General features: G+C 38.1%; 17 protein-coding genes and 2 pseudogenes. 12 read left to right on the top strand and 7 right to left on the bottom strand.

Annotated features, from left to right (window positions below; genetic code table 11):
• Positions 1-44: 44 nt before the first annotated feature.
• Positions 45-908 (top strand): DNA/RNA non-specific endonuclease, encoded by an 864-nt coding sequence (locus HG567_RS06660; protein WP_202139582.1) that lies wholly within the window; start codon positions 45-47, stop codon positions 906-908.
• A gap of 188 nt (positions 909-1,096) precedes the next feature.
• Here HG567_RS06660 and HG567_RS06655 read toward each other — a convergent pair whose 3' ends face one another.
• Genes HG567_RS06655 through HG567_RS06645 form a run of 3 tightly spaced genes read right to left on the bottom strand, consistent with a single transcriptional unit; the run spans position 1,097 to position 5,134 of the window.
• Positions 1,097-1,924 carry a prephenate dehydrogenase gene (locus tag HG567_RS06655; protein ID WP_202139581.1) on the bottom strand — a complete coding sequence of 276 codons (828 nt, stop codon included), beginning with the start codon at positions 1,922-1,924 and terminating at the stop codon, positions 1,097-1,099.
• A 1-nt stretch (position 1,925) separates the two neighbouring features.
• Entirely contained in the window at positions 1,926-4,430 is a 2,505-nt protein-coding gene (gene lon, locus HG567_RS06650; protein ID WP_202163774.1) for an endopeptidase La, read from the bottom strand.
• Between the two features lie 41 nt (positions 4,431-4,471).
• The gene (locus tag HG567_RS06645; protein WP_001237300.1) at positions 4,472-5,134 is read right to left on the bottom strand and encodes an outer membrane protein assembly factor BamD; all 663 of its coding nucleotides are present in this window, start codon (positions 5,132-5,134) and stop codon (positions 4,472-4,474) included.
• Positions 5,135-5,542: 408 nt separating this feature from the next.
• Between HG567_RS06645 and fliW the strand changes: the two genes are divergently transcribed.
• Positions 5,543-5,932: a flagellar assembly protein FliW gene (gene fliW, locus HG567_RS06640; protein ID WP_202140254.1), complete on the top strand. Its 390-nt coding sequence runs from the start codon at positions 5,543-5,545 to the stop codon at positions 5,930-5,932.
• Here fliW and HG567_RS07980 read toward each other — a convergent pair.
• Positions 5,890-6,097: pseudogene (locus HG567_RS07980) on the bottom strand (flavoprotein oxidoreductase). The gene fliW and the pseudogene HG567_RS07980 sit on opposite strands and share 43 nt — an antisense overlap.
• A 17-nt stretch (positions 6,098-6,114) precedes the next feature.
• Between HG567_RS07980 and fabZ the strand changes: the two are divergent.
• The 5 genes from fabZ to mreC are packed head-to-tail and all read left to right on the top strand — an operon-like array spanning position 6,115 to position 10,593.
• Positions 6,115-6,594 carry a 3-hydroxyacyl-ACP dehydratase FabZ gene (fabZ, locus tag HG567_RS06635; protein WP_202139579.1) on the top strand — a complete coding sequence of 160 codons (480 nt, stop codon included), beginning with the start codon at positions 6,115-6,117 and terminating at the stop codon, positions 6,592-6,594.
• Between the two features lie 2 nt (positions 6,595-6,596).
• Complete coding sequence (gene lpxA / locus HG567_RS06630) at positions 6,597-7,409, top strand: acyl-ACP--UDP-N-acetylglucosamine O-acyltransferase (RefSeq protein ID WP_202163773.1); 813 nt, start codon at positions 6,597-6,599, stop codon at positions 7,407-7,409.
• 1 nt (position 7,410) lies between these two features.
• Positions 7,411-8,757, top strand: a complete 1,347-nt coding sequence (clpX, locus tag HG567_RS06625) for an ATP-dependent protease ATP-binding subunit ClpX (protein WP_202139577.1) — start codon at positions 7,411-7,413, stop codon at positions 8,755-8,757.
• Positions 8,758-8,799: 42 nt separating this feature from the next.
• Positions 8,800-9,843 (top strand): rod shape-determining protein, encoded by a 1,044-nt coding sequence (locus tag HG567_RS06620; protein ID WP_000577744.1) that lies wholly within the window; start codon positions 8,800-8,802, stop codon positions 9,841-9,843.
• Positions 9,844-9,846: 3 nt separating this feature from the next.
• The gene (mreC, locus tag HG567_RS06615) at positions 9,847-10,593 is read left to right on the top strand and encodes a rod shape-determining protein MreC (protein ID WP_202139576.1); all 747 of its coding nucleotides are present in this window, start codon (positions 9,847-9,849) and stop codon (positions 10,591-10,593) included.
• A 30-nt stretch (positions 10,594-10,623) separates the two neighbouring features.
• Here mreC and HG567_RS06610 read toward each other — a convergent pair whose 3' ends face one another.
• From HG567_RS06610 to HG567_RS07970, 3 genes are read right to left on the bottom strand one after another with little or no spacing between them, the layout of a single operon-like run.
• Entirely contained in the window at positions 10,624-13,506 is a 2,883-nt protein-coding gene (locus HG567_RS06610; RefSeq protein WP_202163772.1) for a DEAD/DEAH box helicase family protein, read from the bottom strand.
• 10 nt (positions 13,507-13,516) lie between these two features.
• The gene (locus HG567_RS07975; protein ID WP_202163771.1) at positions 13,517-14,575 is read right to left on the bottom strand and encodes a DNA methyltransferase; all 1,059 of its coding nucleotides are present in this window, start codon (positions 14,573-14,575) and stop codon (positions 13,517-13,519) included.
• On the bottom strand, positions 14,562-15,974 hold the full coding sequence (locus tag HG567_RS07970; RefSeq protein WP_202163770.1) for a DNA methyltransferase: 1,413 nt from the start codon (positions 15,972-15,974) through the stop codon (positions 14,562-14,564). The genes HG567_RS07975 and HG567_RS07970 overlap by 14 nt, the downstream gene beginning before the upstream one ends.
• Positions 15,975-16,217: 243 nt before the next feature.
• On the opposite strand from HG567_RS07970, the gene HG567_RS06595 reads away from it, so the two are divergent.
• From HG567_RS06595 to crdS, 5 genes and pseudogenes are all read left to right on the top strand, one after another.
• Complete coding sequence (locus HG567_RS06595; RefSeq protein WP_202163769.1) at positions 16,218-17,081, top strand: DNA-methyltransferase; 864 nt, start codon at positions 16,218-16,220, stop codon at positions 17,079-17,081.
• Positions 17,068-17,850: a DNA methyltransferase gene (locus HG567_RS06590; protein WP_202139572.1), complete on the top strand. Its 783-nt coding sequence runs from the start codon at positions 17,068-17,070 to the stop codon at positions 17,848-17,850. Before HG567_RS06595 ends, HG567_RS06590 begins: the two co-directional genes overlap by 14 nt.
• A 15-nt stretch (positions 17,851-17,865) precedes the next feature.
• Positions 17,866-19,135, top strand: a pseudogene (locus HG567_RS06585) (restriction endonuclease subunit R).
• A gap of 82 nt (positions 19,136-19,217) precedes the next feature.
• The gene (gene crdR / locus HG567_RS06580; RefSeq protein ID WP_202139571.1) at positions 19,218-19,859 is read left to right on the top strand and encodes a copper response regulator transcription factor CrdR; all 642 of its coding nucleotides are present in this window, start codon (positions 19,218-19,220) and stop codon (positions 19,857-19,859) included.
• Entirely contained in the window at positions 19,825-21,027 is a 1,203-nt protein-coding gene (gene crdS, locus HG567_RS06575; protein WP_202164031.1) for a copper-sensing histidine kinase CrdS, read from the top strand. Before crdR ends, crdS begins: the two co-directional genes overlap by 35 nt.
• Positions 21,028-21,029 lie beyond the last annotated feature (2 nt).

The following is a 21,029-nucleotide window of genomic DNA, read 5'->3' as shown; positions in this document are numbered from 1 at the left end:
AAAATATTATTGTAGTATTCAAGCCAACCAACAAGGAGCAAAACATGAAAACCTTTAAAAACTGGCTCTGTTTTAGCCTGATCACTATGAGTTGGCTCCAAGCGGACATGCTGGATAATTTCACTAAGGCTATTAACAGCTACACCGCTAAAAAGCTTAATGAAATCAAGGATCAAGTCAATAGCGCTAATCCTACTAAAAACCACAATCCCACTCACAACGCTAATGGCATGCTCACTAACATTGATTGTAAGGTCTTAAAAAATAACTTCTATTCGGTGTGTTACTCTAGCGAGTTAAAAAACCCTATTTATGGCGTGAGCGTGTTGTTTGGGGATTTAGTGGATAAAAACAATATTGAAAAACGCTATGAGTTTAAAACGGACACACGATTAGCCAAATACCAACAAGCCACGACACAAGATTACACCAGAAGCGGTTTTGATAGGGGGCATTTTGTGGCGAATGACGCTTCTTTTGATTTTGCCTCTAACCCTTTAAGAGAGACTTACAGAATGACTAATATCACCCCTGAAGCCAAAAACACCAACAGGCATTCTGTTTTATTGGTGGAAAAAGAGGGCCGTAATTTGGCCAGGAAATACCATCAAGTTTTAGTAGAAGAACTCACCATCATCAAACAAGGTTATAGGACTTTTAGCTCTAAAAACATCGCTATCCCTAGCGGATTTTGGTACCACTATGATACAAGCCTAACAGATAGCTATGAAAACGCTAAAAGCGAATGCTTTTATATCCCTAATGACAACCAAAAGTATCCCTTACAAGAAATGAGAAAAGATTGTAAAGAATATGAGCGGGTTGAAAAGCAAGTGGTTTTTAAGAACAATAAAAACACTGAGTTGAACGAATTGCCTAAGTATCTTAACAACGCTAAGAAGTATTAAAACTAAAATGCCTATAAAAACACCGGTATTTTGGATAAAGGTTTAAGGAATCAAATCCCTAAACGGCTAAAATTTGTTTTTGTTGGAAGCGATAAGCGTTTCATAGGTGTTGGAGAAATGGGGTAAAAATTATTATTACCTGCTCCTCGCAACTCTAAAAACAACAATATACAAAATTTTAAATTATTTTACATGAACTCCTGGAGCTTGTTCGCTTGCGCCATCCATTCTGCAAGGCTTTCATAATCGTTATTTTCTATCCAAGCCTTAGCTTGTGCGATTTCTTTTTCGCATTTTTCAATCGCTTCTAAGACATTGTCTCGGTTTTGTTTGAAAATATCTTTCCACATTAAAGGCGAGCTTTTAGACAAACGGCTCATGTCCCTAAAACCCCCACCCGCTAAGGATAAAATCATCTCTGGGTCGTTTTGCTTTAAAACGCTATTGGCTAACGCATAACTCAAAACATGGGGTAAATGGCTGATATAAGCCACATGGGTGTCATGCTCGCTAGATTTCATTTTAATCAAGCGCGCTTTAATGCCTAGAAAGATTTCTTTAGCGATCTCTACTTGCTCAGCCCCTGAATCTTCTAAATCGCACAATATCACCAAAGCGTTTTCATACAGCCCCTTAACGCTCGCTTTAGGGCCATAAAACTCTGTCCCGCACATGGGGTGCGCGGCGATGAAATTTTGACGGATGCTTTTAGGGATATTGCGGATGATTTGCGCTTTTGCCCCCCCTAAATCAATAATCGCTGCGCTTTTTTTGATAGAGGTCATTTTTTTCAAACACCCAATGATGCCCTCAACCGGAATGGCCAAAAAAATCACATCGCATTCTAAAATCTTTTCAAATCCCACGCATTCATCTACAAGCCCCAAAGTCAAAGCCAATTTAGCATGCAAAGCGTTGTGATCATAGCCCATAACGCTTTTAAAACGCCCCCATTCTTGTAAGGCCAACCCTAAACTCCCCCCCATAAGCCCTAAACCAATAATGCCTGCTTTCATTCTAAAGTAAAGTTTTTTCTAACACTTCAGCGATGCTTTTCACCGCAACGATGTTTAAATTCTCTCGCACTTCAGCAGGGATTTCATCTAAATCCCTTTCATAGTTTTTGACAGGAATGAGAGCGGTTTTAATGCCGGCTTTAAAAGCAGCGATCAACTTTTCTTTCAACCCTCCTATGGGTAAAACTTCCCCGCTCAAAGTCAATTCGCCCGTCATTGCCACTTCGCTTCTTGTAGCCCTGTCGCACAAAATGCTCGCCATCACGCTCGCCATAGCGATCCCAGCGCTTGGGCCGTCTTTGGGCGTAGCCCCCTCAGGGACATGCAAGTGCAAATCATAAGCGTTATAAACTTTCAGCACTTTTTTCTTTTTCTTATTCTCTGCATCGGCCTCGCTAGGGATTTTGGGCGCTTTTAAGGTTTCGTTATCCAACAAGACTTTGACAACAGAAAAGGCAATAATGGCGGATTCTTTCATCACATCGCCTAAACTCCCGGTGAGTTTCAATTCCCCCTTGCCCCTAATCTTAACCGCTTCAATTTTAAGCACATCACCGCCCACTGGAGTCCATGCCAAGCCATTGACGATACCGATTTTATTTTCTTCATCTATGGGGTCAATTTCAAACACCATGCGTTCTAAATACTCTTTAAGGTTGTTAGGCGTGATAGAGACGCAGAAATCTTTGTTTCCACCTCTTTTTTCATTTTCATCATTTTCGCCTTTTTTGTCTTCGCTTTCTTCATTTTCGCCTTTTTTAGTCCGCCCTTTTTTGTATGGGTTATCTTCTAGGTATTTTAAAGCTACTTTACGCATAATCGTTGCGATCTGTCTTCGTAAATCCCTAACGCCTGCTTCTCTGGTGTATTTTTCAATAATGAGTTTCAAACACTCATGGCTAATCTCCACTTCGCTAGGCTTTAAGGCGTGCTTTTCTAATTCTTGGGGGATGAGGTAGTTTTTAGCGATCTCTTCTTTTTCGCTAGGCGTGTAGCTGGACACGCTGATAAATTCCATTCTGTCTCTTAAAGGGGCCGGGATTCTGTCAATATTATTGGCGGTAGCGATAAAAATCACTTGCGACAAATCAATGCTGAAATTCGCATAATGATCCCTAAAAGCGATATTTTGCTCAGGGTCTAAGATCTCTAATAAAGCGCTCGCTGGATCGCCCCTAACGCTTCTATCCACCTTATCAATTTCATCTAAAACCATGACCGGATTCATCTTTTTAGCTTCAATAAGCCCTTGGACAATGCGCCCAGGCATTGAGCCTATATAAGTGCGTCTGTGCCCTCTTAATTCATTCACATCTTCTAAGCCCCCTAAAGCGATCCGAACTAAAGGGCGCTCTATCGCTTTAGCGATGGAATTAGCCAAACTCGTTTTACCCACGCCAGGAGGCCCATAAAAGCATAAAATCGTGCCTTTAGCTTTGTCTTTTTTTTCTGGCTTTTTCTTGCGGCGCATTTCTAAAAGCTGCATGGTGGCAAAGTATTCTACAATGCGCTCTTTAGGCCTTTTTAAGGAATAATGATCGTTATCTAGTTGTTCTTTGACATGCTTAATGTCAAGCGCTTTTTTTTCATATTGCCCAAAAGGCACATCTAACATGGTTTCAATATAATTTTGTAAAGTCGCGCTATCCGAGCTGTCCGCATGGGTTCGGCTCAGCCGGTCAATTTGCTTTTTAATCTCCTTAAACGCTTCTTCTTTTAAAAAAGGCTTGACGCTTTCTAGTTTTTGGTAGTATTGGTTTAAATCTTCATCTCGCTGTTTGTCTGTGCCAAGCTCTTTTTGGATTTGTTTGAGCTGCTCTTTTAAGAAATATTCCTTATTGGTTTGCTCCATTTTTTGATGGACTTTGGACTTGATTTCTTTTTGGAGCTTTTGGGTTTTAGTTTCTTCTATCACAATATCAATCAAATCCAACAAGCGCTGCTCGGTGTTGTTGTTGGCAAAAAGAGAATACGCTTGATCTTTTTTTAAATGCAAGGCCGCTGCGATTAAATCAGCGATGCGGTTAGGATCGTCATTGTCTTCTAAAGCCTTGATCAAATCCGGAGGGAAGAGTGAGCTGACATTGGCTAGAGTGATCACTTTTTCTTTTAAGACTTCAACAATAGCTTGAATGTTTTCTTTATCGTATTCTAAATATTCAATAGGGCTTATTTGAGCTTCTAAAAAGCCTTGCTCGTTTTCTTTGGCAGGCTCTAAAATACGCCCCTTAGCGATGCCATTAAAGAGCAATTTCACACGCCCATTAGGCATGTTGGCTTCACGCATAATAGATCCAATCACCCCCACGTCATAATAAGGGGCTTCATTATCGTTCAATTTGTCTTTTTGGCATGCAATAAAGACTAACGATTTATTGTTTTTAGCGTAAGCCACCGCCTTGATGCTCGCGTTATTTTGCAAAAAAATAGGGGCTATCATAAAGGGGTACAAAAAAGTGTCTTCTTCTACCAATAAAGGCAGAATTTTAGGAAAATCTTCAGTCATTTTTCATCTCTCTGTTATAATTTGTATGGTTTTGAAATATCCTACCAATCAAAAATTAACACATACCAAGGCATGTGCGATGGCTTGGGTTTAGTCTCTTTTTCTAAAGTCTCATCTATCCTTTCTAAATAGCGTTTCACGCCCTCAGGCTTGTGGCGTTTTTTATAGACATTCGCGATCGCGCGATTGAGCTCATTTTGCCCTAAAATGAATTTGATTTGCATGTATTCTACATAGGGGCGGTAACGGCTGTTAGGGTATTTTTCTATAAATTCGCCTAAACTCACAATAGAATTAGAGATAAATTCCTGGTCTTTAGAATGGTTTTTGAAAGCGTAATAATGCGATTGCAATTTCAAAAAGGTCAAATAATCCACATTGTCTTTTGTCCCAAAGCGCTTGATGTATTCATCAAAGTAAAAAGACGCTAAAACATACTCTTTCTTTTTCATGTGCGCTTGCCCTAAAGCCAGCATCGCCTCTGGGACAAGGGGGGAATTGATGTGTTCGCTTTGTAAAGAAGAATAGTAATTGTCCGCTGTTTCTAAATTAGCAAAAAGGATTTCTCTTAAAATCCCTTGATACCAAAAGATCGCCGGTTTGTTGTATTCGTCTTTTTTTTTCTTTTTGTTCGCGCAACCGGTGCCTATCACAATAATCGCCATTGCGATAAAAAGGAAAGTTTTAAAATGTTTTAAACGCATGCCACCTGTCTTATAAAATTAAATTTTTGAATAACTCTTGGTTATTTTTTCTTATCTTTCTTATTCCCACCAAATAATGTCAGCACCATTTCTCCAAATCAAGCCCAGCCGCACCAAAAAGGTGCCACCCACCGCTAAAATGAGATTTGCTGGGATTATTTTTCTTGATTTGTGGTTTTATCTTGCTCATTTCTCAACTCCTTGTTGTATTTTATAATGATTCAGTTAAACTTCTATCATGGTTAAGTTATTGGGATTATACCCAAAACTAGCAAAAATTGATTTTACCAAAATTGTTTGATATAATACAGATTTTTAGTTTAGAAATCATTGAGCGCTGGTTTTAAGGCGGTCTTTTATTCTTTAAGGAGAAGATTTTGTGCTTTTTTAAAGGGAATGCAATCGCCTATGCTTTTTGATGTGAAAGCGCCTATATTAGGGTTTGAAACCATTCATAAAATGCACTTGCAAAAGGTTGATGAAATCTTTTTGCGTTTGAATAGCGCAGAAGACAATTCTGTCGTGTCTTTCACGCTGGTCAATCCCTTTGCTTTAAGAAAATACGAATTTGAAGTGCCTACCCCCTTAAAAATCCTTTTAGAATTAGAGGGGGCCAAGAGCGTTCTAATCGCTAATATCATGGTCGTTCAAACCCCTATTGAGCTTTCCACCGTGAATTATTTAGCCCCTTTAATTTTCAATTTGGACAAGCAGCTCATGGGGCAAGTGGTTTTGGATTCTAACAAATACCCACACTACCATTTAAGAGAGAATATTCTGAGCCACACGCATGGATGATGCATGAGCGGTGCATGAGTGGTGTCTGTGTAAAGTGTTTCTTTAAACTTATGGTGCAATGCATCGGCGTTTTTGCAAATACAAGCGAGCGGTTTTCTTATGGTATAATAACGGTTATTTTTATAGGATAACCAACGCTAAAAATGGCGCTTTAATTGAATCCAAAACAAGGAGTTTATTTTATGGAACAAAGCCGTCAAAACTTACAATCTCAATTTTTTATAGAGCATATCTTACAGATTTTACCTCACCGCTATCCCATGCTCTTAGTGGATAGAATCATAGATTTACAAGCCAATCAAAAAATTGTCGCTTATAAGAATATCACTTTTAATGAAGATGTGTTTAATGGGCATTTCCCTAATAAGCCCATTTTCCCGGGCGTTTTGATCGTAGAGGGCATGGCACAAAGCGGAGGGTTTTTAGCTTTCACTAGCTTGTGGGGGTTTGACCCTGAAATAGCCAAAACAAAAATCGTGTATTTCATGACGATTGACAAGGTTAAATTCCGCATTCCTGTAACCCCAGGCGACAGATTGGAATACCATTTAGAAGTCTTAAAGCATAAGGGCATGATCTGGCAAGTGGGCGGCACGGCTCAAGTGGATGGCAAAGTGGTCGCTGAAGCCGAATTAAAAGCCATGATCGCAGAGAGAGAATAAAAATGAGTAAGATTGCAAAAACAGCCATCATCTCTCCTAAAGCAGAGATTAATAAAGGCGTAGAGATTGGGGAATTTTGCGTGATTGGAGATAGCGTCAAACTAGATGATGGCGTGAAACTCCATAACAATGTAACCTTACAAGGGCATACTTTCATTGGGAAAAACACCGAAATTTTCCCTTTTGCCGTGCTAGGCACACAGCCTCAAGATTTAAAATACAAGGGTGAATACAGCGAATTGATGGTTGGAGAAGACAACCTTATTCGTGAATTTTGCATGATAAATCCCGGCACTGAAGGGGGGATTCAAAAAACCATTATTGGGGATAAAAACCTGCTCATGGCTTACGTGCATGTCGCTCATGATTGCGTGATCGGCAATCATTGTATTTTGGCTAATGGCGTAACTTTAGCAGGGCATATTGAAATAGGCGATTATGTCAATATCGGCGGTCTTACTGCAATCCATCAGTTTGTGCGTATCGCTAAAGGGTGCATGATAGCCGGTAAGAGCGCTTTAGGCAAAGATGTGCCGCCTTATTGCACCGTAGAGGGCAATCGCGCTTTTATTAGGGGGTTAAACCGCCACAGGATGCGCCAATTATTAGAGAGTAAGGATATTGACTTCATCCATGCGCTTTATAAGAGGTTGTTTAGCCCTGTCCCCTCTTTAAGAGAGAGCGCTAAATTAGAATTAGAAGAGCATGCCAATAACCCTTTTGTGAAAGAGATTTGCTCTTTTATTTTAGAGAGTTCTAGGGGTGTGGCGTATAAGTCAAGCGAATATTCTAGCGAAGAAAAACAAGAGGAATAACATGAACGAAACGCTTTATTGCAGTTTTTGCAAAAAACCAGAATCCAGAGATCCCAAAAAACGCCGCATTATTTTTGCGAGCAACCTCAATAAAGACATGTGCGTGTGCGAATATTGTATAGATGTGATGCATGGGGAATTGCACAAATACGACAGAATGGATTCTTTATTCGCACTCAAAAGAGACCGATTGAGAAGAATGGAATCTAGCGCTTATGAAGAAGAATTTTTACTCTCTCATATTCCAGCCCCTAAAGAGCTTAAGGCGGTTTTGGACAATTATGTGATAGGCCAAGAGCAGGCTAAAAAGGTTTTTTCCGTAGCCGTGTATAACCATTACAAGCGCTTATCTTTTAAAGAAAAACTCAAAAAACAAGACAACCAAGACAGCGATTTAGAGTTAGAGCATTTAGAAGAAGTGGAGTTGAGCAAGTCCAATATTTTATTGATCGGCCCTACAGGCTCAGGCAAAACTTTAATGGCGCAAACTCTGGCCAAGCATTTGGATATTCCTATCGCCATTAGCGATGCGACTAGCTTGACTGAAGCGGGTTATGTGGGCGAAGATGTGGAAAATATCCTCACAAGATTGTTGCAAGCGAGCGATTGGAATGTCCAAAAAGCCCAAAAAGGCATTGTGTTCATTGACGAGATTGATAAAATCAGCCGTTTGTCAGAAAACCGCTCCATCACTAGAGACGTTTCTGGCGAGGGCGTTCAGCAAGCGTTGTTAAAAATCGTTGAAGGCTCTTTAGTGAATATCCCCCCCAAAGGCGGCAGAAAGCACCCTGAGGGCAATTTCATTCAAATTGACACGAGCGATATTTTATTCATTTGCGCTGGAGCGTTTGATGGGTTAGCTGAAATCATTAAAAAACGCACCACGCAGAATGTGTTGGGTTTCACTCAAGAAAAGATGAGCAAAAAAGAGCAAGAAGCGATCTTGCATTTAGTCCAAACCCATGACTTGGTTACTTATGGGCTTATCCCTGAGCTTATTGGCCGTTTGCCGGTTTTAAGCACGCTAGATAGCATCAGTTTAGAAGCGATGGTGGATATTTTGCAAAAACCTAAAAACGCTCTCATCAAGCAATACCAACAACTTTTCAAAATGGATGAAGTGGATTTGATTTTTGAAGAAGAAGCCATTAAAGAAATCGCTCAACTCGCATTAGAAAGAAAAACCGGGGCTAGGGGCTTAAGGGCGATCATTGAAGATTTTTGTTTGGATATTATGTTTGATTTACCCAAGCTTAAGGGATCGGAAGTGCGTATCACTAAAGATTGTGTTTTAAAACAGGCTGAACCTTTGATCATTGCTAAAACGCATTCTAAAATTCTTCCTTAAGGGACACGCTTATAAATTTAACGATAAAGGATTAGAAAGGGCATGATTTTTAGCAAATTGATCGGTTTGTTTTCGCATGATATTGCCATAGATTTAGGCACGGCTAACACGATCGTGCTAGTCAAAGGGCAGGGCATTATTATCAATGAGCCTTCTATTGTGGCGGTGCGCATGGGATTGTTTGATTCTAAAGCTTATGATATTTTGGCAGTGGGGAGCGAGGCTAAGGAAATGCTAGGCAAAACCCCTAACAGCATCAGAGCGATTCGCCCCATGAAAGATGGCGTGATTGCCGATTATGACATTACCGCTAAAATGATCCGCTACTTTATTGAAAAAGCGCACAAACGAAAAACATGGATCCGACCGCGCATCATGGTGTGCGTGCCTTATGGATTGACGAGCGTGGAAAGGAATGCGGTTAAAGAGAGCGCTTTAAGCGCGGGAGCTAGAGAAGTCTTTTTGATTGAAGAGCCTATGGCAGCTGCGATTGGAGCGGGCTTACCGGTGAAAGAGCCGCAAGGGAGTTTGATCGTGGATATTGGCGGTGGCACGACTGAAATTGGCGTGATCAGTCTTGGGGGGCTAGTCATTTCTAAAAGCATTAGAGTGGCTGGGGACAAATTGGATCAAAGCATCGTGGAATATATCCGCAAGAAATTCAATCTGTTGATAGGGGAGCGCACCGGCGAAGAGATTAAGATTGAAATCGGTTGCGCGATCAAATTGGATCCGCCTCTCACAATGGAAGTGTCAGGGAGGGATCAAGTGAGCGGGCTGTTGCACACGATTGAATTGAGCTCTGATGATGTGTTTGAAGCCATTAAAGATCAAGTGAGAGAGATTTCTAGCGCTTTAAGGAGCGTGCTTGAAGAAGTGAAGCCGGATTTAGCGAAAGACATTGTGCAAAATGGCGTGGTGCTTACCGGCGGTGGGGCTTTGATTAAGGGATTAGACAAGTATTTAAGCGATATGGTTAAACTCCCTGTGTATGTGGGCGATGAGCCTTTATTGGCGGTAGCCAAAGGTACAGGGGAAGCCATACAAGATTTGGATTTACTCAGCCGTGTGGGTTTTAGTGAATAATGCATGCGTTTTTATTTTAAATTCCTTTGGCTTTTAGGGATTTTTCTTATTTTTTATTTTTTAGACATTAAAGGCAGCTCTTCTTATATCAGCGACCGGATTAAAAACGCCTTGATGAGCGCTAAAAACAGCTTACTGGACAACGTTCAAGCGTATTTTTTTCAAGCCCAAAACATTAAGGAATTTCAAAAAGAACGCTTGATTTTAGAAGCTTTAAAACTAGAAAACGCTGATTTGAAAGAGCGTTTGAATAGTATCTATCCTTTAGAAAATCCAAAAATGACTTATACCCCCACCTTTATGACTTCATTCATCAGTTTAGAAGACACGCACAGCGTTTCTCTCAACCCTATTGTAAATTTAGAAGAAAATAAGATTTATGGCCTTGTCTCTCACAATCAAGCCATAGGCATTGCGGTGCTAGAAAAAGGGCGCTTGAACGGGTTTTTGAACGCTCACAAGCGGTGCGCTTATAGCGTGATGGTAGGCAAAAATCAAGTGCTAGGCTTCATAGGATCTAATTTTAGGCAAGAATTAATCGTGGATTTCATTGTCCCAAGCGCTGAAATCAACATAGGCGATCAAGTGCTAACGAGCGGGCTAGATGGGATTTTTGGAGCGGGGGTGTTTGTGGGCGAAGTTTCAAGCATTGAAGATCATTACACTTATAAAAGCGCGGTATTAAAAAACGCTTTTATAAGCGAAGCCAAACTTTTAAGGCATGTGTTTTTAAGCGGTGTGAAAAACTAGCGCTCTATTCAAGGCTATTCAAGTGCGTTTTTAACCCTTTTCAATGAAATCAGGCCAATCCTTTAAATCCAGAAAAAAATATTCTAGTTTCCCTTTTTCAATCCAAAGATCCCTATAACGCTCCCCCACATCATCCTTATCCCCATAAAATTTTAAAACCACTTTGATTTTGAGATTGGGATTGTCTTTAGGGTTAAAAACTTTATCTTTAAAAAGTTGATACGCATCTGCCTTATGCTCGTAATCAGTGCGTTTGCTCCCTTTAGGATCAATGAAGCAAATGATCTGCGTATTGCCTTTTTGCAGCCAAAAGATAAAATCAGGGAAAAAGCGCCTTTCTGTAGTGCCGTTGTCTATATAAGGGATAAACAAATTGTCTAAATGCTCATCAATCTTGCTGAACGCCCAAAAATCATAGTTTTCTTGCAGCGTTTCGGTAATCTTTAACAACTCTTCTAAAAAATCGCTCTCGCTCTTTACTTTAACCACATGCTTAAGCCAATCGCAGTTTTTGGCTTTAATTAAAGGGGTGTAGTAATGCTCCTTGAGTTTTAACAGCTCTGCGTCATCAACTTTGAACGTTTTGTCTTGTTTGTGTTTTTCTGTATCCAAAGGCACATACTCTTTCACTTCTTGAATGGTTTGAATCAATTTTTCTTTTTTATCTGCCTTAACTTTAATCCTTTTAAAATGCACGATTTTCTCATTATCTAGGGCGTTAAATTCGTCTTTAGGCACTTTTTGATTAGGGTATAGCTTGCCTTTAATTTCAGAAATCATGTAATCTAAATCTTTATAATGCCAGGTTGATACCTTTTTAAAATGCACTGTTTGTATCATTTCTTTTAACAGCGCGTAATCTTTAGGGTCATAAATTTCATGCTTTAAAATAAAATGCTTTTCACTCATTAAATGAAAATGCTCTTTTAAATCCTTAAAATTTTTTTCGCTCATTTTAAACGAAGCGCTTGGAGAAATTTTAAGAGCGTTGGTTTGTTCTTTTCGGTAGCAAGGCACGAATAAGGCGTGTTTCATGGGCGTTTTTTCTAATTTGATTTCATGCCAAGAACCTCTATTCTCACCCCCATTTTCGCTCTCTTTTTGGAACTTTAAAATCGCTTCAAGGCTTGCATGGTTGGTGGGTATCACAAAAAGCGTTTCCAGCATTGCAGCGTTTGGTTTCAGCTTGTCTTTAACGGCTTCATCTATGTCTAAATACGCTAACCTTTGGCGTTGGTTTTTGACGCTTTCAATCCTTACGCCCCTGCCAAAAGATTGTTTCACCAATTTTTTAGCGTCATCATCAAGCCCTATATTTAAAAATAAAATCACGCTAGGCCTTGTGCTATCCCACCCGGTATCAAAAGCGCGAGACCCCACTAAAATATTGATACTGCTCTTATCAATCTGGCTGAAATAGCTCTCTTCTTTAAAGCTCAAATTCTTACTCACCACCTTCACGCTCTTTAATTTTTCACGGATCCATTCTGTAATATCGCCTATTCTAATCAGGCAAAAGACTTTGTCGCTTGTGTTGAGCTTGAAAGCGATTTCTTGGTTGTTTTTAGGGTTAATGATGACTTCAATATGCCCGTTACTGGCATAAAAAACTGCTTCTTTTAAGCCTTTAAAATCCATGCTTTTTAAACCCTCTTTAAAAACCTCAATTTTATCTTTTTGATCTTTGCCATCGCTAAAAAGGAATTCCGGACCCTCTAATTCCTCTAATAAATCGTCTTTAGCCTTTAAAAAATCGCTCTCATCGTCATTTTCAATCACGCGTGCTAAAGTTTTAAAAAAGATTTCCGCATCGCTGTTTTCCACGTTCACAGAATGCGTGAACACGAGCATTAAAGGGTCGTAAAAATAGCCTTCTACTTTATAGCGTTTTTGCATGCCTAAAAGCAATAACGCCTTTAAAAGAGCGATTTCTTTTTCCCTATCGTTTAAATCTTTCAATTCCTTAAAAGCGCTTAAATTGTTTTTCTTCAATAAAACAGACTCTTTACCATAGCCAAGCTTCACCCACTCGCCCACGCTTAAATTATACACCGCAGTGATGAGATCGCTCTCTTCGGTGAAAGTGGCACTGAAATTGAATAAAAACCCTTTTTGAGATAATAGGCTAAAAATAGCCTGTCTTTTGCTCTCAGTCTTATTCCCCTTATGCGCTTCATCTAAAATCACATAGTTTTCCCCATTATCCCAACAATCCTTATAATTTAAAAGGTTTTCCTTGCTTTCTTCATCGCTCATTAAATCCGCGCGGTAATAAAAAAGAGCGATTTTTTTCATTAAAGAATCTTTTGGAGCGCGATAAAAATCCTTATTCTTAACGCTTTTAAGGTTTTTGAAATCAATTTGTTTGGAATAGTCCTTATTGCGGTTGTATTTTTCAATTTCTTTTTCAAATTGCTTGATCAAATGCTCGTTCGCGCTAAAAAACATGATATTTTTCTTAGGGATCAAACCCATTCCCATAGCCACGCTTAAAAGCTCTACCAGTTTGATAATGACGATCGTTTTACCGCTCCCTGTGGCCATGTAAAAGGCTAGGCGGTTGATAAAGTTTTCAAACTTCACGCAATGATTTTCTACCTTAAAATGGCTCTTTAACAAATGGTTGAGTTTCTTTTTAGCGAAATCGCAATTAGCGAATGAATAATGTTTTTGATAAAACGCGTAAAATTCTTTTTTATTTTCTTTGAAATCCCTAAAATAAGCGACAAGCATTCTAAAAGCGTTGATCAAAGCTTGCTGTTGGTAATCTAAAAGCTCTTTATTACTATCAAAGCTTTTAAAGTCCAGCATTTCTAACGGATCGTTAATCTCGTTAATATTCAATTCCTCTTCAGCGAGTTTTTGAGCGACAAAAATTTCATTATTCCTTATTTCTTGTTTTTTCTTTGCCATTATTTTTTCCTTACCAAATGAGCGCTTCTTTTAAGGCCTTTAAAATCTCTATTTCTTTATCATTCCCTTTAAATTTCACCACTTTTTCATTGAAAAACTCCACTCCAACGCCGTGTAAATTTTCTAAAGTTTCTTTAATATCCACGCCCATTTTTTCTAGCGCTTCTATATTGAGCATGTAAGATTCGTTTTTGCATTCCACTAAATCGCTGTATTGTTCATCATACGCTAGGGGTTTGTCGTTGTCTTCATACTTGATTTTTCTTAAAATCTCTTCATAGCTTTCCAATTCATAGACTTTGACTACCCCACCTTTATTAAATTCTTTAGCCGCGCCGCTTTTAAAACCGCCTATAACCTTTTTAAGGCGAGGCAAAATCACGCGCTCAAAATGCTCTCCCATTTCAATACCGATATACTTCCTTTTCATTTTGTGCGCCACCGCGCAAGTCGTCCCGCTCCCGGCGAAAAAATCACACACGAGATCGTTTTCTTTTGTGGAAATTTCTAAAATGCGTTGGAGTAGGGATTCGGGTTTGGGGGTGTCAAAAAGGGCTTTCCCATCAAAAATCTCTTTGATTTCTCTTTTAGCGTCTTGAGTGTGTCCTACTTCTTGATAAGTCCATAAACTCATGGGGGTTACGCCTTGCTTGACTTCACTTAAAAAGCGTTTGTAACATGGCACACCCCTACCACTTTTAGGGAAAAAGATGCGATTATCAGCGATCAATTCTTGTAATCTTTCTTGTGAAAAAAGCCATGAATAACCATGAGGGGGTAAGATTTCTTGCTTGGTGTAGGGGTTAAAAATAGGGTAAATATTGCGCTCAACAGCCGGTCCAACTGACAAATCGGAGGACTTCCACACGCCTCTTTCATCATTATCTAAATTTTTATAGCGTGCATTCATTTCTTTTGTGCGCTCAAGGGTAAAATCATGCAAGTTTTCAATGTTTTTTGAATAAGTTAAAATATAGTCATGGTTGTTAGAAAAATGTTTTTTTAAATTAATGGGAGAATAGGATCGTTGCCAAACCACATTGGCTACAAAGTTATCACCCCCCCCCATTAAACACTTCGTCCATCAACACTTTCAAGTAAGCCTGTTCGTTGTCATCAATGCTCACAAACATCACGCCTTTATCATTCAATAAGGCATGCGCAAGCTCTAGGCGGTTTTCCATCATAGCGAGCCAGCTGGAGCGCTTGAAATTATCCGCATAAACAAATTCATTGTTTTGCGTGTTATAAGGCGGATCAATATAAATGCAATCAATGGCTTCTTTATAGCGGTTTTTAAGGGAGTTTAGGGCTTGGTAGTTTTCGCTTTTAATGAGCGTGCCGTTGATTTCATCTTCGCTGAATAAGTTTTTAATCTCTTCTTCTAAATCTTTAAAATAAATCGTGTCTAGGGGCAAAAACTCGTTTTCTAAAAGATTGTCTGTGATCTCTAAATTCAAGTCTTGCCATTCTTTAACTTGTTTGGGGTAGTTTTTGTGGTTTGTGATTTTATTTAGATCGTAGTTTTTGGCTTTTAATTTGTCTAAGCTCACAATGAAATGCGAGTTCAATACAAAGCGGGGTTTGTTCCAAATCTTACAAAGTTCGTTTTCAAATTCGCTCACTAATACAATCACTTGCAACGCCACTTCCTTAATGGTGTTGATCTCATTAAGGCGTTTGGCATCAAATGCAGTCATTTCTTTAAAAAGGTATTCAAACAGATACAAATCCAACTGCTCTTTTAAAAACCCTAGCGCGTTTTTATGGATGAAATAATCCATACTGCCTTGCTTTTTGAATTTAGCAAACGCTTTTTTTAACACTTCTTCATTAAGTTTGACGCCTTGATTGAAACATTTTTTTAGGATTTCATTCGTTTTTGTTTGAGTTCCCTTGCTACTGAGCGTAACGCTAAAATTCAGGGTGTTAGTTTTTGTGTCTGTATCTTTTAGATTAAAGACTAAATCTATTTTTTCATTATTTTTTTTACTTTCCAATGAAGAAGCGTCAAAATTAAAAAGAATACCCTCTAATTCAAAGCAAAAATCCTTATAAATCGTTTCGCTTTTCACATAGTAAAGATCTTTAGTTTTATAAAATAAGGCGGTGTCTTTTTTAAGGGAGCATTTTTCATAATCGCTTTTGGTATAAAGGCTATCATAAAGGGGCGTGTCGTTGAAATAAATCCCTCCATTAGCGCTCAAATAACGCTTGAAAAAGCTATAGAGTTTGTCAAACAATTCTTCTTTGAGATCGTTGTTATTTTGGCATTTTAAATCAATGAATTTTTCTAATTCTTGTTTTTTGCTTTGATAATACTTGCTCTTAGCCTTCATGAGATTGAGCATGCCATTTTTCATTGCTTTAGCGTTAGGATCTAAAAGGCTTTCTTGTTTGTCTTCAATCTTAACGCCTATAAAAAGGTTTTCTAAAACTTCATAAAATTGCGCTTCGTTCGTTTTCATTATAACGCTCCTTAAAAAACAAGTATTATAACAAACCCCACTCATTAAAACGCTACAATACCCCCATGCAAAAAAAGATTTTTTTACTAGAAGACGATTACCTTTTAAGCGAGAGCGTTAGGGAGTTTGGCTTATTGAAATTTTAGATTACCTTGACTGACTCATTTTTTAAAATACCCCTATTTCATTGTAAAATTCTTTCATGCAAAACCCATTGAAGTTTAATAAAAGGTAAAAATAAGATTGAATATCAATAAAGTGTTTTATCATAGCAGCACCAACATGAATGAAGTGCCAGATAATAGCGTGGATTTGATCATCACAAGCCCGCCTTATTTCAACATTAAAGATTACGCAAAAAATGGCACACAAGATTTACAGCATTCAGTCCAACATGTTGAAGATTTGGGGGCGTTAGAAAAATATGAAGATTATCTTTTAGGTCTTTTAAAAGTTTGGCTTGAGTGCTACAGAGTGCTAAAACCCAATGGTAAGCTATGCATTAATGTGCCTTTAATGCCCATGCTTAAAAAGGTTTTAAACACGCACTATAACCGCCATATCTTTGATTTGCATGCTGATATTCAACACTCCATTTTGCATGATTTAAACAACACGCTAGAAAACAAGCCTAAAATGTTCTTACTAGATGTCTATATTTGGAAACGCGCCAATCCTACTAAAAGATTGATGTTTGGGAGCTACCCTTTTCCTAGGAATTTTTATGCGCAAAATACTATAGAATTTATCGGCGTGTTTGTCAAAGACGGCAAACCCAAACAACCCACAGAAGAGCAAAAAGAACAAAGCCAATTGACTCAAGAGGAATGGGTGGAATTTACCAAACAAATTTGGGAAATCCCAATCCCTAATAAAAACGATATTGCTTTTGGTAAGCATGCGGCTTTAATGCCGGCTGAATTAGCAAGGCGCTTGATTAGATTGTATAGTTGCGTGGGCGATGTGGTTCTAGATCCATTTAGCGGGAGCGGGACAACCTTAAGGGAAGCAAAACTTTTAAAAAGAAATTTTATAGGTTATGAACTCTATGAAAATTATAAGCCCTTGATTGAGCAAAAACTAGGAAACTTGTTTGATTTTGAATAAGATTTATATAGAAGATGTTTTCACCTTTTTAGACAAATTAGAAGATAAAAGCGTTGATTTAGCCATTATTGATCCCCCCTACAATCTTAAAATTGCTTCATGGGATAGTTTTAAAAATGATGAAGAGTTTTTAACATTTTCTTACGCTTGGATTGATAAAGTGCTACCCAAAATCAAAGACACAGGGAGTTTTTATATCTTTAATACCCCCTTTAATTGCGCTTTATTTTTAGCGTATTTGCGCCATAAAAAAGCGCATTTTTTAAATTTTATCACTTGGGTTAAAAAAGATGGGTTTGCCAACGCCAAAAAGCGTTATAACCACGCGCAAGAAAGCATTTTATTTTATAGCATGCATAAGAAAAACTACACCTTTAATGCCGATGAAGTTCGCATTGCTTATGAATCCACCGAACGCATCAAACATGCTCAAAGTAAGGGGATTTTAAAAAATAACAAACGCTGGTTCCCTAACCCTAAGGGTAAATTATGCCTTGATGTGTGGGAAATCACTTCACAAAGGCATGTTGAAAAAGAGAAGGGTAAAATCCTTAAGCCCAAACACCCCAGCATCAAACCTAAAGCGCTCATTGAACGCATGATAAAGGCTAGCTCTCACAAAAACGATTTGATTTTAGATTTGTTTAGCGGCAGTGGAATGATTAGCTTAGTGGCTAAAAGTTTGGGGCGTAATTTGATAGGGTGTGAGAGCCATGCTGAATATGTGCATGAGAGTTTAGAAATGTTTAGGTATAATGAATGCGAATAAAAAAGGATATTTAACATGCCAAAATTAGAAAAAATTTTGCTAGAAACCACACAGCTTGACCCTAGCAAGGAGTGTTTGAAATTCTTGGCTAATCGCATAAAAAGCTCTGATTATAGGGGCTTACACTTCCCAACACAATCGTTACGATCAAAATAAGATTAAAACCATTATTCAAGCTATTTTTAATGAAGTGGGAGGAGATTTTTTACAAATCCGCACCACCGATATGAGCAAACGCCCTAGCAATATCATAGGCGAAGAGGTTTATGCAAAAGTGGTTGATAATATCTGCAAGTTTGAAATGCCTCAAGACAATTTAGGAAAAAAGAATCAAGTAACTCAAGATAGCTTGAGAAAAAATCTTTTTGTAGATATGCATAGAATGGGGTTGATTGAACGCTACAATAAAAACAAAGAACCTACAAACCCCTACATTCAAAGCAGTATTAAATATATCAGTTTAACTCCCTTAGCTATAGAATTTTTAAACGCGCAGGATTTGTTAAGAAAAAATTTTTGTTACACGCAAGCTTTAGAAAATCTTTTACAAGGTTTTGGGGCAGAATGCAGAGAGGTGATGATAGAGCTTGAAAATCATTATTTAGACATTGAAGAAATGATGTTTTTTGTTACGTTTTTAAATATTGAAAATTTGACTAGAAGTGAAATCATAGAATACGTTAGAGAGTATAGGAGTTTAAGCCGTATCCAAAAAGAAAAATTAAAAGAGTTAGCGCAAGATTATTGCAACCCTAACCATTTTAACGGGAATAAGTTAGACAAGAGAGATTATCATAATTGGAAAAATCAAGCCCAACAAATTTTTAGCTTGCTAGAACAAAGCGTGTTTTTTGAAACCAATAAAGAGAGGCTTATTTTAAAAACGTTCAATGAAGAAAACAAACAAAACGATAAAAAACTCAAACGCTCCATTAAAGAAAAAGCCCTTTATTTTGAAAAACATGGCGTAAAAAAAGAAAAGGGCTTTGAGTTGCACCACATTGTGCCTTTATGCTTGGCTCGCTCTATAGAAGAGTTTGATCTTTTGGATAAATGGGAAAATTTAATCTATATTGACGCTTTTAACCATGCGAAAATATCTCAAACGCAAAATAAACATATTTGTTTGTATTTTAAAAATTGCGATGTGATTTTATCTAAAGGCTTAAAAGAAGAACAAGAAAGCCTTTATTTTACTTACATTGAAAATGTGTTATATAAACTTGATTTACAAGATGCCATGCTGAAATACAATAAAGATTTATTGCATTCTAAAAACGGCTGATAAAATAAGGCGGTGTCTTTTTTAAGGGAGCGCTTTTCATAATTGCTTTTGGTATAAAGGCAATTAGCGCTACAATACCCCCATGCAAAAAAAGATTTTTTTACTAGAAGACGATTACCTTTTAAGCGAGAGTATCAAGGAATTTTTGGAGCATTTGGGCTATGAAGTGTTTTGCGCTTTTAACGGGAAAGAGGCTTATGAAAGGCTCTCGGTTGAGCGTTTTAACCTCTTGCTTTTAGACGTGCAAGTGCCTGAAATGAATAGCTTGGAATTGTTTAAGCGCATCAAAAACGATTTTTTGATCTCTACGCCTGTGATTTTTATCACCGCCTTACAGGATAACGCTACCTTAAAAAACGCTTTTAATTTAGGAGCGAGCGATTATTTGAAAAAGCCTTTTGATTTGGACGAATTGGAAGTGCGCATTAAAAGGTTTTTCAATGATGATCCCATAGAAATCATGCCTAATATTTTTTATTACCAAAATTGCTTGAGTGTTAGGGGCAAAAAAGAGATCTTGCCGCCCAAAACCGCCCAGCTTTTAGAATACTTTTTAGAGCATAAGGGGCAAATCATTAGCTCTCAAGCGTTAGAAAATAACTTATGGGAGCAGGCTATTGATGATTCCACCTTACGCACTTACATTAAGGTGCTGCGCAAGCTTTTGGGTAAAAATTGCATAGAAACGCATAAGGGGGTGGGCTATCGCTTTAACCCACTATGAAAAAAAATCCCTCAAACTCTTTTTAGGGGCTTATTTGGGCTCTTCGTTTGTGTTGATGCTAGTGATTAGCGTTTTAGCGTTTAACTATGAAAAAAACGAAAAAATCAAAATGATACGCATGGACATGGATAAAATGGCTTCTAAGATCGCTAGCGAAGTGGTTGCCTTGCACATGCAAACGCATGGGGATTATCAAAACGCTTTAAACGCTCTGATTTCACGCTATAAAGACGCTTCCATAGCCCTTTTTGATAATAAAAGGCGTGTTTTGTATTCTAATATCCCTGAAAGCGCAAATTTGATTAAAAACCATAAGGAAGCGGGCTTTTTTAGTTTTAGGGGAGAGTATTACCTGTTTAGCGATGAAACTTTCGCTCATTTAGGCGTGGCTAAAATGCTTTTTAAAAATTCTAAACCCCTTCATTTTTATTCTTTGTATCGTAACATTGTTTTAGTGTTTGTCGTAGCGTTTTTATGCGTGATAGGGGTTTCTGTGTTTTTGGGGCGTTTGTTTTTAAAGCCCATTAGGAATGAAATCACCCGTATTGATCATTTTTTAAAAAACACCACGCATGAATTAAACACCCCCATGAGCGCTTTAGTCTTGTCGTTAAAAACCTTAGAAGACAACCAACAACACCGCCGCATTAAAATCGCTATCCAGCGCATGAGTTTTTTATACCGCTCGCTCTCGTATTTAGTGATGCAAGATATTGAGCGCGAATCCCCCATGCTTTTAGATTTAAAAGCCCTAATCACCAAAGAAAACACGCTTTTTAGCGAGATGATAGACTACCACAAGCTGGAATTTAAAAGCGATTTAGTGGGAGTGGAGATTAAGGCTAAAGAGCAGGATTTCATTTCGCTTTATAGTAATTTGCTCATGAACGCGATCAAATACAGTGTCATGCATGGGTATATCCACATAGAGCTAACGCCTGAGTTTTTGAAAGTGAAAAATTTGGGGTATGAAATCCCTAAAGATAAGATTAAAGATTTAAGCGTCCGTTACGCGCGTTTCAATTCTAGCGTGTTGGGTTATGGTATAGGGTTAGATTTAGTGAAAAAAGTGTGCGAAAAGTATAAAATGCGTTTAGAAATTCATAGCGAACCCTCTTTAAAAGGATCGTTTTACGAAAATTCGTTTTGTATTCATTTTCAAGGATAAAA

The organism is Helicobacter pylori, from assembly GCF_016755635.1.
Classification (GTDB): Bacteria; Campylobacterota; Campylobacteria; order Campylobacterales; family Helicobacteraceae; genus Helicobacter; species Helicobacter pylori_CQ.
This window is presented reverse-complemented; position numbering and strand designations above follow the sequence as displayed.

Bases quoted from the DNA above. Each gene is read 5' to 3' on its own strand.
- HG567_RS06660 (WP_202139582.1), top strand. From the start codon at position 45: ATGAAAACCTTTAAAAACTGGCTCTGTTTTAGCCTGATCACTATGAGT.
- crdR (WP_202139571.1), top strand. From the start codon at position 19,218: ATGCAAAAAAAGATTTTTTTACTAGAAGACGATTACCTTTTAAGCGAG.
- HG567_RS06645 (WP_001237300.1), bottom strand. From the start codon at position 5,134: ATGCGTTTAAAACATTTTAAAACTTTCCTTTTTATCGCAATGGCGATT.
- lon (WP_202163774.1), bottom strand. From the start codon at position 4,430: ATGACTGAAGATTTTCCTAAAATTCTGCCTTTATTGGTAGAAGAAGAC.
- HG567_RS07970 (WP_202163770.1), bottom strand. From the start codon at position 15,974: ATGAAAACGAACGAAGCGCAATTTTATGAAGTTTTAGAAAACCTTTTT.
- HG567_RS06610 (WP_202163772.1), bottom strand. From the start codon at position 13,506: ATGGCAAAGAAAAAACAAGAAATAAGGAATAATGAAATTTTTGTCGCT.
- HG567_RS07975 (WP_202163771.1), bottom strand. From the start codon at position 14,575: ATGGGGGGGGGTGATAACTTTGTAGCCAATGTGGTTTGGCAACGATCC.
- fliW (WP_202140254.1), top strand. From the start codon at position 5,543: ATGCTTTTTGATGTGAAAGCGCCTATATTAGGGTTTGAAACCATTCAT.
- HG567_RS06620 (WP_000577744.1), top strand. From the start codon at position 8,800: ATGATTTTTAGCAAATTGATCGGTTTGTTTTCGCATGATATTGCCATA.
- lpxA (WP_202163773.1), top strand. From the start codon at position 6,597: ATGAGTAAGATTGCAAAAACAGCCATCATCTCTCCTAAAGCAGAGATT.
- mreC (WP_202139576.1), top strand. From the start codon at position 9,847: ATGCGTTTTTATTTTAAATTCCTTTGGCTTTTAGGGATTTTTCTTATT.
- HG567_RS06655 (WP_202139581.1), bottom strand. From the start codon at position 1,924: ATGAAAGCAGGCATTATTGGTTTAGGGCTTATGGGGGGGAGTTTAGGG.
- clpX (WP_202139577.1), top strand. From the start codon at position 7,411: ATGAACGAAACGCTTTATTGCAGTTTTTGCAAAAAACCAGAATCCAGA.
- fabZ (WP_202139579.1), top strand. From the start codon at position 6,115: ATGGAACAAAGCCGTCAAAACTTACAATCTCAATTTTTTATAGAGCAT.